This is a genomic window from Dietzia natronolimnaea, from assembly GCF_002289575.1.
GTDB lineage: Bacteria > Actinomycetota > Actinomycetes > Mycobacteriales > Mycobacteriaceae > Dietzia > Dietzia natronolimnaea_A.
In genome coordinates, this window is record NZ_NTGA01000007.1 from 121,529 (window position 1) to 134,841 (window position 13,313).

Annotated in this window: 14 protein-coding genes; 11 read left to right on the forward strand and 3 right to left on the reverse strand. The window is 70.1% G+C overall.

Translation table 11 applies throughout. The features are described 5' to 3' along the window. The first annotated feature begins 4 nt into the window (after nucleotides 1-4). From ureG to urtA, 5 genes are all read left to right on the forward strand, one after another. On the forward strand, nucleotides 5-664 hold the full coding sequence (ureG, locus tag CEY15_RS04360; protein ID WP_095717454.1) for an urease accessory protein UreG: 660 nt from the start codon (nucleotides 5-7) through the stop codon (nucleotides 662-664). Nucleotides 665-669: 5 nt separating this feature from the next. Beyond that, nucleotides 670-1,509 carry an urease accessory protein UreD gene (locus CEY15_RS04365; protein WP_095717455.1) on the forward strand — a complete coding sequence of 280 codons (840 nt, stop codon included), beginning with the start codon at nucleotides 670-672 and terminating at the stop codon, nucleotides 1,507-1,509. A 1-nt stretch (nucleotide 1,510) separates the two neighbouring features. After that, complete coding sequence (locus CEY15_RS04370) at nucleotides 1,511-2,026, forward strand: urease accessory protein UreE (protein WP_095717456.1); 516 nt, start codon at nucleotides 1,511-1,513, stop codon at nucleotides 2,024-2,026. Then, nucleotides 2,016-2,705, forward strand: coding sequence for an urease accessory protein UreF (locus tag CEY15_RS04375; protein ID WP_095717457.1), 690 nt, complete (start codon nucleotides 2,016-2,018; stop codon nucleotides 2,703-2,705). The genes CEY15_RS04370 and CEY15_RS04375 overlap by 11 nt, the downstream gene beginning before the upstream one ends. Before the next feature lie 130 nt (nucleotides 2,706-2,835). Further along, nucleotides 2,836-4,086: an urea ABC transporter substrate-binding protein gene (urtA, locus tag CEY15_RS04380; protein ID WP_095717458.1), complete on the forward strand. Its 1,251-nt coding sequence runs from the start codon at nucleotides 2,836-2,838 to the stop codon at nucleotides 4,084-4,086. 58 nt (nucleotides 4,087-4,144) lie between these two features. Here the strand turns inward: urtA and CEY15_RS04385 are convergent, their stop codons facing one another. Together CEY15_RS04385 and CEY15_RS04390 are read right to left on the reverse strand one after the other, a co-directional pair. Further along, the gene (locus tag CEY15_RS04385) at nucleotides 4,145-4,924 is read right to left on the reverse strand and encodes an SDR family oxidoreductase (protein WP_095717459.1); all 780 of its coding nucleotides are present in this window, start codon (nucleotides 4,922-4,924) and stop codon (nucleotides 4,145-4,147) included. Nucleotides 4,925-4,957: 33 nt separating this feature from the next. After that, nucleotides 4,958-5,407, reverse strand: a complete 450-nt coding sequence (locus tag CEY15_RS04390; protein WP_095717460.1) for a limonene-1,2-epoxide hydrolase family protein — start codon at nucleotides 5,405-5,407, stop codon at nucleotides 4,958-4,960. Between the two features lie 185 nt (nucleotides 5,408-5,592). On the opposite strand from CEY15_RS04390, the gene CEY15_RS04395 reads away from it, so the two are divergent. The 3 genes from CEY15_RS04395 to CEY15_RS04405 all read left to right on the forward strand — a co-directional run bounded on the left by CEY15_RS04395 (nucleotide 5,593) and on the right by CEY15_RS04405 (nucleotide 8,627). After that, entirely contained in the window at nucleotides 5,593-6,465 is an 873-nt protein-coding gene (locus tag CEY15_RS04395; RefSeq protein ID WP_095717461.1) for an alpha/beta fold hydrolase, read from the forward strand. A gap of 114 nt (nucleotides 6,466-6,579) precedes the next feature. Beyond that, a complete protein-coding gene (mshA, locus tag CEY15_RS04400) occupies nucleotides 6,580-7,890 on the forward strand; it encodes a D-inositol-3-phosphate glycosyltransferase (RefSeq protein WP_245847241.1) in 1,311 nt (436 codons plus the stop codon). A gap of 146 nt (nucleotides 7,891-8,036) precedes the next feature. Next, nucleotides 8,037-8,627, forward strand: coding sequence for a YbjN domain-containing protein (locus tag CEY15_RS04405; protein ID WP_245847245.1), 591 nt, complete (start codon nucleotides 8,037-8,039; stop codon nucleotides 8,625-8,627). A gap of 173 nt (nucleotides 8,628-8,800) precedes the next feature. Here CEY15_RS04405 and CEY15_RS04410 read toward each other — a convergent pair whose 3' ends face one another. Continuing rightward, nucleotides 8,801-10,504 (reverse strand): long-chain-fatty-acid--CoA ligase, encoded by a 1,704-nt coding sequence (locus CEY15_RS04410; RefSeq protein ID WP_095717463.1) that lies wholly within the window; start codon nucleotides 10,502-10,504, stop codon nucleotides 8,801-8,803. Nucleotides 10,505-10,545: 41 nt separating this feature from the next. Between CEY15_RS04410 and CEY15_RS04415 the strand changes: the two genes are divergently transcribed. From CEY15_RS04415 to CEY15_RS04425, 3 genes are all read left to right on the forward strand, one after another. After that, nucleotides 10,546-11,295, forward strand: a complete 750-nt coding sequence (locus tag CEY15_RS04415) for a phosphoglyceromutase (RefSeq protein ID WP_095717464.1) — start codon at nucleotides 10,546-10,548, stop codon at nucleotides 11,293-11,295. Between the two features lie 111 nt (nucleotides 11,296-11,406). Beyond that, a complete protein-coding gene (locus CEY15_RS04420) occupies nucleotides 11,407-12,603 on the forward strand; it encodes a sensor histidine kinase (RefSeq protein ID WP_095717539.1) in 1,197 nt (398 codons plus the stop codon). After that, nucleotides 12,600-13,313 carry a response regulator transcription factor gene (locus CEY15_RS04425; RefSeq protein ID WP_095717465.1) on the forward strand — a complete coding sequence of 238 codons (714 nt, stop codon included), beginning with the start codon at nucleotides 12,600-12,602 and terminating at the stop codon, nucleotides 13,311-13,313. The genes CEY15_RS04420 and CEY15_RS04425 overlap by 4 nt, the downstream gene beginning before the upstream one ends.

A 13,313-nucleotide genomic window follows, 5' to 3' on the forward strand; every position in this document is an offset into this window, starting at 1 on the left:
AGAAATGGCCACGGAAGCAATTCGAATCGGTATCGGAGGGCCCGTCGGGTCGGGCAAGACCCGCCTGCTCGAGCGATTGCTGCCGATGTTCCAGTCGTCCGGCATCGATACCGCGGTCATCACCAACGACCTCATGACGGACGAGGACGCGCAGCGCGTGCGCCGCAGCGGTCTCATCGACCCCGACCGCGTGCTCGCCATCGAGACCGGGGCCTGCCCGCACACCGCGATCAGGGAGGATCCCTCGGCCAACCTGACGGCGGTCGCACAACTCGAGAGCGCGTTCCCCCGGCTCCAGGTCGTCCTCATCGAATCGGGCGGGGACAACCTTGCGGCGACGTTCACCTCGGACCTCGTCGACTACTGGATCTTCGTCATCGACACCGCTGCGGGCGACGACATCCCGCGCAAGAAAGGGATCGGGATGCTCCAGGCGGACCTCCTGGTGATCAACAAGATCGACCTCGCACCACTCGTCGGTGCCGACCTCGACCGGATGCGCTCCGACGTCGAACTCGCTCGTCCGGGCAGGGCCTCGGTCTTCACCGACCTGCGCTCCGGGGCCGGGCTCGACGAGGTGTTCGCAAGTGTCATCCGCGGAGCGATGGTCGGCGACTCGGCCCTGCCCGCCGCGGCGCCGGACGACATGGCCTCCGCGCCGTGAATCCCATGGGAACCGATGCCGTCACGCGGAGTCTGTTGGACTGCAGCGTCGTCCGTGGACGCTCGGGCAGGACCCGGATCGCCTCCCTCCGGCAACAGTTCCCACAGCGCGTCACCGTGCCGATGTACGCGGATCCCGAGGACCCGTCGGCGGCGTTCCTGTGTATCCAGAACCCGTCAGCGGGAGTGTTCCCCGGTGATGATCTGATCACCCGGGTCACCACCGGCGACGGGACCCGTCTCCACCTGACCTATCAGTCCGCCACCCAGGTGTTCGCCGGCGGGGCGGGGGCGTCGCAGAACACCACCATCGACGTCGGCGCCGGCTCGGTCGTCGACTACGACTCCAAGACGGTGATCCCTCACGCCGACGCGAGCTACCGCCAGGTCACCGAGGTGAACGTCCGAGCGACGTCGGTGTACATCGGGTGGGAGGCGTTCGCATCGGGTCGGATAGGCCACGGCGAGCGGTTCGCCTACCGAACGCTGTCCGCTCGGACGGACCTTCTCCTCGACGGCCGGCTCACGGCGCGAGACACCGTGAGCCTGGCTCCCGCAGAGGACGATCCGCGGGGTCCCGGCGTCCTGGGGGGCCACGACTACCTGGCGACGATGCTCCTCGTGGCCCCGGGGCACGACCTGGCGCCTCTCGTCAGGGAGATCCACACCGCCTTGGATGCGACCCCGGGGGTCGGCGGGGCGGCCAGCGCTCTGCCCGATGAGACGGGGCTGTCCGTGCGGATCCTGGCGCACCGCGCCCCACAGCTTCACCGGGTCCACCAGGAACTCCGGAACATGGTCCGACGATCGGTTCTCCGACTCGGGCCGCTCGAGACAAGGATGTGACATGGAAGCCACCGCAATTCTCGGGCACGTCACCGATGCCGCCTACGCGGGTCGAGATGTCGACACCGTCCTGGTCCCCTGGGGCGACGCCCGCAAACACCGGCAGGTGCTCACGACGGTCGGCGGCCTGCAGGTGTCACTCACCCTCCCGCGGGGCACGTTTCTGTCCGACGGCTCGGTGGTCGCCGACGACGGGTCGACCATCGTCGTCGTCGCCAGGCCGGACGAGGAGGCCGTGGTGATGGACTTCGCGGACAACGTGGGCGTCGACGCGGTCCGCCGCGCCCTGGTCTTCGGCTACATCCTGGGGAACCAGCACGCTCCCCTGGAGGTCTCGGCGCAGCAGGTCCGCACGCCTCTGATGACCAGCGCGGGCACCGCCGAGGAGATGCTGCGCAGTCTGCATCTGAACGGCCGTGTGGAGGCCGTGGCCCTGGCCGCGAACGGGTGGACGAACACCTCGTCCGACCATCGCCACAGCCACAGCCACAGCCACAGCCACGACCATGAGCACTGACCCCCTGATAGCCGACCTGGGCTGGCTCCAGATCCACGACAGTGCCTTCCCCTCGGGGCGCTTCGTCCACTCCAACGGACTGGAGGCGTGGCTGGCGACACGGCCCGCCGCCGGGGAACCGGAGATCCACGCCGCGGTCCGAGCGTACGTCGGAGGGAGCGTGGCGACCCTCGACGCCGTCATCCTCGGCCACGCCTGGCTCGCGGACTCGACGGAGGTCCTGGTGGACCTCGACCGGCTGGACCGGGCGCACAAGATCACTCGCTCGGCCCGGGTCTCGTCGGAGTCCTGCGGGGGGCAGCTCGCCTCGGTCGCCAGGCGCGTGCTCCGGGGGGCTGAGACCAGTGAGTACCTGCAGCTCGTGGTCTCAGGGGACACGCCCGGCAACCTGGCGGTCGTCGACGGGGTCGTCCAGCGCACCCTCGGGATCGAGCGTGACCGCGCGATCGCGGGCGCACTCCGCTCGAGCTACTCCGGACTGCTCTCGGCAGCGGTGCGCCTCGGCCGGCTGGGTCCCATGCGCGCGCAGCAGCTCGTCTGTGACGACGCCCCGTGGATCGCGGACCTCGCGCGCACGGCGGAGTGCGCGCCTCTCGCGGCGGTGACCTCGTTCGTGCCGGAGCTGGAGATCGCGGCGATGCGGCACGAGACCACCTCGGCGCGGTTGTTCAGCACCTAGTCCCCCGACCTCCAGACCCCGACCTCCAGACCCTGACCTCCAGACCACCCGATCTTCCGGCCCCGGCACCGCCGAGCCGGACCGCACTGTCACACCATCCGCACTGTCACACCATCTGAAAGGCACACCCATGTCACGACTCAACCGATCATTCGTCACCGCGACCGGAGTCATCACCATCGCCGCGCTCCTGACGGCGTGCGGGAGCAGGACCACCGATGAGGGTGCCAGCGCCGCCGAGTCCTGCGTCGACACCTCCGGCGACACGATCAAGGTGGGTGCCATCAACTCGATGTCCGGCGCCACCGCCATCAACGAGACCGTCATCGGTGACTCCATCGCCCTCGCGGTGGAGCAGATCAACGCCGACGGCGGCGTGCTCGGGAAACAGCTCGATCTCATCAGGGAGGACGGGGCGTCCGAACCGACGGTCTTCGCCGAGAAGGCCGAGAAGCTCATCGGATCGGATTGCGTGGCCACGGTCTTCGGCGGGTACACCTCGGCGAGCCGCAAGGCCATGCTCCCGGTCTTCGAGACCAACGACGCGCTGCTCTACTACGGCCAACAGTACGAGGGCCTGGAGTCGTCTCCGAACATCTTCTACACCGGCGCCACCACAAACCAGCAGATCGTGCCGGCCCTGGACTACCTCAAGGAGGAGGGGGTCGAGTCCCTCTACCTCGTCGGCAGCGACTACGTCTTCCCGCACACCGCCAACCGGATCGTCAGGGAGTACGCGGAGGCCAACGGCATCGAGATCCTGGGAGAGGACTACACCCCTCTCGGGTCCACGGACTTCTCGACCATCATCAACAAGATCCGCACCGCCGACGCCGACGCGGTCTTCAACGTGGTGGTCGGCGATTCGCTGGTGGCGTTCTTCCGCGAGTTCGCCAACGCCGGCCTCACCAGCGACCAGATGCCGGTCATCTCCATGTGCGTGGGGGAGGAGGAGGTCCGGAGCATCGGTACACAGAACGTCGAGGGTCACCTGGCGTCCTGGAACTACTATCAGACCATCGACAGCCCGGAGAACACCGAGTTCGTGGAGCAGTTCAAGGAGCGCTTCGGCGAGACCCGCGTGACCTCCGACCCGATGGAGTCGGCCTACACCGGGGTGTACCTCTGGAAGGCGATGGTCGAGAAGGCCGGCTCCTTCGACGTGGGTGCCGTGCGGGACGCCGCCGACGGCGTCTCCGTCACCGCTCCGAGCGGAGAGGTGACCGTTGACGGCGAGAACCACCACATCACCAAGACCGCCCGCGTCGGCGAGATCCGCGGCGACGGCCTGATCTACACGGTGTGGGAGTCCGATGGTGCGATCGAGCCCGACCCGTACCTCGAGTCGTACGACTGGGCCGAGGGCCTGGCCGGGCAGTAGCACCCCGCGAACGCGGACGCGTCCCGCCGACCCGGATCGGGCCGGCGGGACGCCGTCGTCAGCGCCGGTGTGCCCGCATCGCGGAGTGTTGGTCCCTCGGCTTGACCACGATCTGGTCGAGGTTGACGTGCGATGGCCGGCTCGCCACGAATCCCACGATCTCGGCGATGTCGCTCGCGACCATAGGGGTCAATCCCTCGTAGACGGCGCCGGCCTTGTCGTCGTCGCCATCGAACCGCACGAGCGAGAACTCGGTCTCCACCATGCCGGGCGCGATCTCGGTGAACCGCACGGGTTGGCCCAGGTGCTCCCCGCGCAGCGTCCGGTGCAGCACGGCCTGCGCGTGCTTGGCGGTGGTGTAGCCGCTGCCCTTGTCGTAGGACTCCAGCGCGGCGATCGAGGTGATGGTCACCACCAATCCGTCCCCGCTGGCCACGAGCACCGGCATGAGTCCCCGCACGAGCCGCAGGGTGCCCAGGACGTTGGTCTCCCACATCCACCGCCACTGCTCCTCGTCGGCGTCCATGACGGTAGTCGTCCCCTTGGCGCCGCCGGCGTTGTTGACCAGTACGTGCAGCCGGGGCACGGCCGCGCAGAACGCCTCACACGAGCCCTGGTCGGTCACGTCCAGGGGTATCGCGGTGCCGCCGATCTCGTCGGCGAGTTCCCGCAGCCGGTCGAGCCTACGGGCACCCACCACCACGTGGAATCCCCGCCGCGCCAGTTCCCGCGCCGTCGCCTCGCCGATCCCGGAGGAGGCGCCGGTCACCACCGCGACGCGGGTGTCGGCGGGGAGGGCGGCCAGGTGCTCACGGGCGGCGGAGTGATCGAAGCTCATGTCCCCGAGACTAGGTGCTCGACGACGACGAGGTCAGCGGCCCCGGCCGGTGACCATGCCGACGAGTCCACGCACCGCACCGAGGACCATGTCGGACTTGGAGAAGTAGTCCTGCCAGCCGCACACGAGGCCGTCGCGGACCTCGAGGCGCCCACACACCCAGAAACCGCAGCGGAATCGCCCGATCCCCAGGTAGTCGGTGCGTTCGGTGAGCACGATCGTGGGGGAGCCGGGGGTGGTGGGGTCCGCGGGGGCGCCCACGGCGAGGTGGTGGATCTCCGCGTCGAAGTCCACGTTGGTGCCCAGGGCCGACAGTGCCTTGATCACGTCGCGCTTGCCCCGGATGGTGGGGAGCCCGATGTTGGCCCACCACACGTCCTCGGCGAGCAGCTCGGAGGCGGTGGTGACGTCGCCCGAGACGAGGGCGTCGAAGAAGGTGCGGACCACGACGTCGGAGTCGAGCTTGGTGGTGGTGGTAGCCATTGGACCACGGTAGCCGCCCCGGCCCGACTTGTGTGTCCCGAACGGCCAGCCTCCGCTCTATGTCAACCGGCTCATGCGTGCCCCCCGGTGAGCCACGGGGCAGCTCCCGGTGAGCCACGCGGGCCGTCGACGATGTCCGGGATCTGGACATCTCCGCCGGATCTGCGCCTGGCACGATGACTCCCATGAGCCCCTCAACCTCCCCCGCCCCGTCCGCCTCGTCAGGCGTCTCGTCGGCCGTCTCCTCCGACGGCACCGTCCTGGCCTACCGCGTTCTCGGCGACCCCGCCGCCCGCCCGTTGGTACTGGTCCACGGCTGGGCCCAGTCGAGCGCGAGCTGGGGGCCGGAGCTGCTGGACGCGCTGGCCACGCGGTTCCGGGTGGTGGCGGTGGACCTGCGCGGGCACGGGCACTCCGGGGTGGCCGAGACGGGGTACGACTCCTCCGAGCAGTGGGCGGACGACCTCGAGGCGGTGCTCGACGCCGCCGGGATCGCCGGGGCCGGGGACGCCGGCGCCGGGGGCGCGATCCTGCTCGGCTGGTCGTACGGCGGGATCGTGGTCTCCGACTACCTCGCCTCGCGCGGCGAGGGTCGAATCGCCGGACTGGTGCTGTGCGGAGCGGTCACCGCGGTCTCGCGCTCCGCCGGCGGCGCGGTCGGCCCGGCCATGATGGCGGTCGCCGACGGAGGGTTCGCCGAGGATCCGGGAACCGCGATCGCCACCCTGGCGGGCTTCGGCACCGCCATGATGCGCTCGGGCGACGGGGTGAGCCGACAGCGGATCTTCGGTCTCTCCCTGGCCACGCCCCCCGCGGTGCGGCAGAAGCTGCTCACGCGACGGGTGGACCACGACGACACCCTGCGCGGCCTGACCATCCCCGCGTTGGTGATCCACGGCGAGCACGACGGGGTGGTGCTGCCCTCGGCGGGCCGGGCCAACGCCGAGATGATCCCCGGCGCGCGCCACGTGGGATTCGCCGAGTCAGCACACGCGCCCTTCCTCGAGGAGACGCCGCGGTTCCTGGCCGAGCTGGACGCCTTCGCCGCCGAACTGTGAGCACGGCCCCGCGACGCTGCCCCTCCTCCGTGGCGGCGGGTCCGCGGTGGGGAGACGGGCGGGCCCTCTCGTGCCGGAGTGCGCCTCGTCGTCGTCGCGGGCACAATCGGTGAGGTGACCGTCTCCGATCTGCGCACCGGCGCCGAGGCCCCGCTCCCACGGCGTATCGCCGTCCTGTCGTTCCACACCTCGCCCCTGGCCCAGCCGGGCACGGGTGACGCGGGCGGGCTCAACGTGTATGTGCTGCAGGCCGCTCGTCGGTTGGCCCGCCGGGGAGTGGAGGTCGAGGTCTTCACCCGCGCCACCCACTCCTCACAGCCGCCGGTCGAGCAGGCCGGCGACGGCGTTCTGGTGCGCAACATCGTGGCCGGGCCGTTCGAGGGCCTGCGTAAGGAGGACCTGCCCACGCAGCTCTGCCCCTTCGTGGCCGGCGTGATGCGGGCGGAGGCCGGACACGCCCCCGGGCACTACGACCTCATCCACTCGCACTACTGGCTGTCCGGACAGGCCGGGCTGGTGGCCTCCGAGCACTGGGGCGTGCCGCTGGTGCACACCGCGCACACCCTCGCGGAGGTGAAGAACGCGGTCCTGGCCGACGGCGACGTCCCGGAGCCGGAGTCCCGGCGCATCGGGGAGCAGCAGATCGTCGACTCCGCACACCGGCTCGTGGTCAACACCACCGGCGAGCGCGACGAACTCGTGGGCTACTACGACGCCGACCCCGCCCACATCGACGTGGTACCCCCGGGCGCCGACCTCGAGCAGTACACCCCCGGGACGCAGCGCGGCACGGAGCGGGCCCGTCGGGCGTTGGGGCTCGCGCAGCGATCGGAGGTGATCGCGTTCGTCGGGCGGATCCAGCCGCTCAAGGCCCCCGATGTGATCGTCCGCGCACTCGCCGAGATCGTGCGGGAACAACCGCAGCGCGACGTGCGCCTGATGGTGGTGGGCGGGCCCAGCGGGTCCGGGTTGGAGCGCCCCCGTTCACTCGTGGACCTGGCCGACGAGCTGGGCGTGGCCGACCGGGTGAGTTTCCTCGCGCCGCGGCCACCCTCGGAGCTCGTGGACGTGTACCGGGCCGCCGACATCGTGGCCGTGCCGTCGTACTCGGAGTCGTTCGGGCTCGTGGCCCTCGAGGCGCAGGCCTGCGGCACACCGGTCGTGGCCGCCGCCGTCGGCGGGCTGCCCACGGCGGTCGACAACGGCCGCACCGGGATCACCGTGGACGGGCACGACCCGCGCGAGTGGGCGACGACGCTGGTGGGACTGCTCGACGACGACGAGCGCCGCCTGTCCATGTCGCGGGCCGCCCCGGTCCACGCCTCCATGTTCTCCTGGGATTCCACCGCCGACGGGCTTCTCGCCTCCTACTCGGGCACGATGGCCGCCTACCGGGCCCGGCGAGAGGCGGCCACCGCCTCCTGACACCCCGGGGCCCCGCCGGTCGGCGCGCCCCGTCTGATCAAGCCCCTGTCCGATCAAGACCCGCCCGATCAAGCCCCGCCCCGTCCGAACCTCCCCCCGCGACGAACCGCTCACGAATACAGGGGAGTCGAACCGAAGGAGTCACGATGATCGACCCCACCGAGAACAAGCGCATGGACGAGGGCAACGGTGCCGACGACAGCGATGCCACGCCGCGCGGTGCCGACGACGTCGACGGCCCGACTCTCGAGTTGATCCGCGACTTCCTGGTGGAGCGCGACATCGAGTCGACGTTGGCCGACGGCCGGGTCTTCGTGGTCCAACTGCCGGGGGAGAAGCGCCTCAAGACCGCCTGCCACCTGACGGTGAACCGGGAGAGCGTGCGGATCGAGGCGTTCGTCTGCCGCAAGCCCGACGAGGACTTCGAGAAGGTCTACAAGTACCTGCTGCGGCGCAACCGGCGCCTGTACCAGGTGGCGTACACGCTGGACAACAACGGTGACATCTACCTGGTGGGCCGGATGCCGCTGGTCGCGGTGACCGAGGAGGAGCTCGACCGCGTGCTGGGCCAGGTGCTCGAGGCCGCGGATCACGACTTCAACATCCTGCTCGAGACCGGCTTCCACACCTCGATCCGACGCGAGTGGGAGTGGCGCGTCTCGCGCGGTGAGCCGCTGCGCAACCTCCACGCGTTCCGTCACCTCACCGAGGACCTGCCCCAGCCGGGCCACGGCTGACGACCCGCTCGCGCCCCCTCTGCGCCCACCCGTCGAGAAGACAGTTCCGCCACCTTCTTCTCGGCCGATGCGTGCGGGACGCTCTTTTCGATGGTGTGGGCCGCCGCGGGTGCTGACGCCCGGGCTGCTGCACCCGGCGGGGCCGCCGCGGGTGCCGACGCCGGACCGGCGCGTCAGATGAGCTCGGCGACCTTCTTGCGCAGGACCTTGCCCATCGGGTTGGTGGGCAGCTCGGCCACCGGCACGAACTCGCGCGGGACCTTGTACCCCGCGAGCGAGGCCTTGCAGTGGGCGCGTAGGGCCGGGGCGTCGAGCTCGGCGCCCGGTTCGAGCACGACCGCGGCCACCACCTGCTCACCGCCGTCCGCTCCGCGTCGCCCCACCACCGCGCAGTCGGCCACGCCCGGCGCGCGGCGCAGGACCGCCTCGACCTCGGAGGGGTACACGTTGAACCCGCCGGTGACGATCATCTCCTTGATGCGGTCCACCACGTGGAGGAAGCCGTCGGGATCCTGGGTCACGACATCGCCGGTGCGCAGCCATCCGTCGTGGAAGGTCTCGGCGGTGGCCTCGGGGTTGCCCCAGTACCCCGGGAAGACCTGTGGGCCCCTGACCAGCAGCTCACCGGGCTCGCCCGGGGAGGCGTCGACGGAGGGATCGTCCTTGTGGGAGACGCGGATGTCGGTGTCGGGGAAGGGGATGCCGATGCTGCCGGCCCGCCTCGCCGTCGACATGGGGTTGCCGACGGTGATGGGCGAGGTCTCGGTCATCCCGTACCCCTCAACGAGAAGGCCCCCGGTCGCGGCCTCCCACCTGGCGATGAGGTCGGCGGGCAGGCTCATCGCCCCCGAGAACGAGTGGCGCACTCCCCGCAGCGAGATCCCCCGCCGGTCGGCCTCCTCGAGGATCTTCGAATAGATCGGCGGGACCGCCGGGATGAAGGTCGGCAGGTCCTTGGCCAGGATGGGCATGATGAGGTCCATGTCGGGCGTGGGGACGAGTTGCAGCCGCGCCCCCTGGGCGATGCCGAACACCACGCACATCGTCACCCCGTACGCGTGGAACATCGGCAGTGAGGCCAGGAACCGCTCCCTGCCCGGCTCGAGCTCGGGCACCCAGGCCTTGCCCATCGCGGCGTTGGCCACCAGGTTGGCGTGCGAGAGGGTGGCCCCCTTGGGGGTGCCGGTGGTGCCAGAGGTGTAGAGGATCAGCGCCGGGTCCTCCGCGCTTGGCCGCGGATAAGAGAAGTCCAGCTCCGGACCGGTCTCCAGATCGCGCCAGTCCAGGGTCCCGGGGGCGGGGACCGACAGCTTCGCCCGCGAGGCGCGCAGCGAGGGGACCGGCAGGTACTTGAGGGCCAGGCGCTTGGCCGCGGGGAGCTCGTCTAGCAGGTCGACGGCGATGACGTGCTCAAGGGCCGTTCCCGGGCGGTCGGCCAGGTCACGCACCATGCCGGCGACGACGTTCCAGGTCACCGCCACCTTGGCGCCGTGATCGGCGAACGGACCCTCGAGTTCGTCGGCGGTGTAGAGCGGATTGTGCTCCACGACGATCGCGCCGATCCGCAGCGCGGCGTAGAACACCACGATCCCCTGCGGACAGTTCGGCAGCAGCACCGCGACCCGGTCCCCGCGACCCACCCCGAGGCGGCGCAGTCCCTCGGCGGCGCGGCGGACCCGGCTGGCGATCTCGGAGTAGGAGGTCAGGCGGCCGAAGAACTCGGTCGCCGGTCGCTCAGAGTAGGCCCGTACGGCGTCGTCGAACTGATCGACCAGCGTGGTGGTGCCGTACTCGAGGTCGTGCGCGGTGCCCGGGGTGTAGTGGGCGGTCCACGGACGGTCGGGTCGATCGGGGGTGTTGCCGGCGTCTGTGGTCATGTCTGCACCGTAGTCCTTACGCGTCGGGTCATAATGGCCGCATGGCTTACGGAACTCTCGTCCTGCTGCGTCACGGTCAGTCCACGTGGAACGCCTCCAACCAGTTCACCGGATGGGTCGATGTGGACCTCACCGACCTCGGACGCGAGGAGGCGGTCCGCGGTGGCAGGCTCCTCGCCGAGGAGGGCATCCTGCCAGACGTCCTGTTCACGTCCCTGCTGCGCCGGGCCATCACGACGGCCAACATCGCGCTCGACGCCTGCGACCGGCACTGGATCCCGGTGGTGCGGCACTGGAAGCTCAACGAGCGTCACTACGGCAAGCTCCAGGGCCTCAACAAGGCGGAGATCAAGGACGAGTACGGGGACGAGCAGTTCATGCTGTGGCGTCGCAGCTACGACACGCCGCCGCCGGCGATCGACCCGGACAACGAATACTCGCAGTCGGCGGATCCCCGCTACGCGGACCTGCCGGAGGTGCCGCTGACGGAGTGCCTCAAGGACGTGGTGGACCGCTTCATCCCCTACTACGCGGCCGAGATCGCGCCACAGCTCGCCGAGGGCAAGACGGTCATGGTGGCCGCCCACGGGAACTCGTTGCGTGCGCTGGTCAAGCACCTCGACGGCATCTCCGACGAGGACATCGCGGGCCTGAACATCCCCACCGGCATCCCGCTCGTCTACCGCTTCGACGACTCCGGTCTGGTCTCCAACCCGGGCGGCACCTATCTCGACCCGGAGGCCGCGGCCGCGGGAGCCGCCGCAGTCGCCAGCCAGGGCGCCCAGAAGTAGGTGACGCTCCGGTGAACTCACGGAGAACCCCCGTCCACCTGCGGACTTCCCGCGGATGGACGGGGGTTCTCTGTTGTGGTCGTCGGTTCGCCGCACCGTAGTATCTGGCACGTGCAGGTCAGTTTCGGGATCGCCCTCGCGATCGTCGCCGCGGTGGTCGGCTTCGTCGTCGGCGGCGTCATCGTCCCCCGGCTGCACGCCCGCCGTGAGCTCCGGCTTGCCGAGCAGCAGGGGCCGAGCCGGCTGGAGGTCCTGCGGGCGGTGTACCACCAGGCGCCCTACGCCCTGGCCGTGGTGGACCGCCATCAGGACGTGGTGCTCTACAACCGTCGCGCCGCGGAGTTGGGGATCGTGGACGACCGGCTCCTGGTGCTCCCGGTGTGGAGCGCCGCCGAGGCCACGTTCGCCTCTGGCCAGCCGTCGGCGTTCGACCTGCCCGCCAAGGTCACCGCGGGTCGCCGTCGAATCCCGTCGGTGAGCGGTCGGAGCGAGATCCTCGGCGGTCACCTCGGGCAGTTCGCGGTGGTGTTCGCCGACGACGACTCCGAGCAGCGTCGCATGGAGGCCGCCCGGCGCGACTTCGTGGCCAACGTGTCCCACGAACTCAAGACCCCGGTGGGGGCGATGGCGGTGCTGGCCGAGGCGTTGCTCGAGTCCAAGGACGACCCGGAGTCGGTCGAGTACTTCGGCGGACGCGTGGTGAACGAGGCCCACCGGCTGGGCAAGATGGTCTCCGAGCTCATCGAACTCTCCCGGCTACAGGGCGCCGAGCGGATCCGCGATCCCGAGCCGGTGGACGTGGACGCCGTGGTGGACGAGGCGATGCGCCGCTCGGCGGGCGCGGCGGAGGCGGCGGGGATCGAGTTGATCACCGATGCCCCCTCCGGGCTCGAGGTGTCGGGCGACTGGACCCTGCTGGTCACCGCGTTGACCAACCTCATCTCCAACGCCGTCAACTACTCGCCCGAGCGCACCCCGGTCTCGATCACGCGGACGCTCGACGGCGACACCGTGATGCTGCGGGTCACCGACCGGGGGATCGGCATCGCGCCCGAGCACCAGACCCGCGTCTTTGAACGGTTCTTCCGCGTGGACAAGGCCCGGTCCCGGGCCACCGGCGGGACCGGGCTGGGACTGGCGATAGTCAAGCACGTGGCCCAGAACCACAACGGCGCCGTCAGTATCTGGAGCCGACCCGGGACCGGGTCCACGTTCACACTCGAACTTCCGGCCCATGTGGAGCCGGGTGGCGAGGGGCCCCCGGCCCCCACCGAGCACGACCGACAAGGAGAGGACCAGGTGCCGTGACCAGGGTGCTGATCGTAGAGGACGAGGCCTCGCTGGCGGATCCGCTGGCGTTCCTCCTGCGCAAGGAGGGCTTCGAGGTCACCATCGCCGGCGACGGCCCGACAGCGCTGGAGAGCTTCGACGCGGAGGGCGCGGACATCGTATTGCTGGATCTCATGCTCCCGGGCATGTCCGGAACCGACGTGTGCAAGAGGTTGCGGGTGACCTCGAGCGTCCCGGTCATCATGGTGACCGCGCGGGACAGCGAGATCGACAAGGTGGTCGGGCTGGAGTTGGGGGCCGACGACTACGTGACCAAGCCCTACTCCGCCCGCGAGCTCATCGCCCGCATCCGGGCCGTCCTGAGGCGCGGGGCGGACGCGGAGGCCGACCAGTCGGACGACATCGGTGTACTGGAGTCCGGGCCGGTGCGCCTGGACATCGAGCGACACACGGTGACCGTCCGCGGAAATGTGGTGACCCTCCCGCTCAAGGAGTTCGACCTCCTCGAGTACCTGCTGCGCAACTCGGGCCGGGTGCTCACCCGCGGCCAGCTCATCGACCGCGTCTGGGGGTCGGACTACGTGGGCGACACCAAGACGCTGGACGTTCACGTCAAGCGGCTGCGGTCCAAGATCGAACAGGATCCGGGCAAGCCGGTCCACCTGGTGACGGTCCGCGGGCTGGGCTACAAGTTCGAGGGCTTAGCGTCGCGACCGGCCCGGTGCTAG

Bases quoted from the DNA above. Each gene is read 5' to 3' on its own strand.
- CEY15_RS04390 (WP_095717460.1), bottom strand. From the start codon at position 5,407: ATGGCTACCACCACCACCAAGCTCGACTCCGACGTCGTGGTCCGCACC.
- ureG (WP_095717454.1), top strand. From the start codon at position 5: ATGGCCACGGAAGCAATTCGAATCGGTATCGGAGGGCCCGTCGGGTCG.
- CEY15_RS04405 (WP_245847245.1), top strand. From the start codon at position 8,037: ATGATCGACCCCACCGAGAACAAGCGCATGGACGAGGGCAACGGTGCC.
- CEY15_RS04410 (WP_095717463.1), bottom strand. From the start codon at position 10,504: ATGACCACAGACGCCGGCAACACCCCCGATCGACCCGACCGTCCGTGG.
- urtA (WP_095717458.1), top strand. From the start codon at position 2,836: ATGTCACGACTCAACCGATCATTCGTCACCGCGACCGGAGTCATCACC.
- CEY15_RS04375 (WP_095717457.1), top strand. From the start codon at position 2,016: ATGAGCACTGACCCCCTGATAGCCGACCTGGGCTGGCTCCAGATCCAC.
- CEY15_RS04415 (WP_095717464.1), top strand. From the start codon at position 10,546: ATGGCTTACGGAACTCTCGTCCTGCTGCGTCACGGTCAGTCCACGTGG.
- CEY15_RS04370 (WP_095717456.1), top strand. From the start codon at position 1,511: ATGGAAGCCACCGCAATTCTCGGGCACGTCACCGATGCCGCCTACGCG.
- CEY15_RS04385 (WP_095717459.1), bottom strand. From the start codon at position 4,924: ATGAGCTTCGATCACTCCGCCGCCCGTGAGCACCTGGCCGCCCTCCCC.
- CEY15_RS04365 (WP_095717455.1), top strand. From the start codon at position 670: ATGGGAACCGATGCCGTCACGCGGAGTCTGTTGGACTGCAGCGTCGTC.
- CEY15_RS04395 (WP_095717461.1), top strand. From the start codon at position 5,593: ATGAGCCCCTCAACCTCCCCCGCCCCGTCCGCCTCGTCAGGCGTCTCG.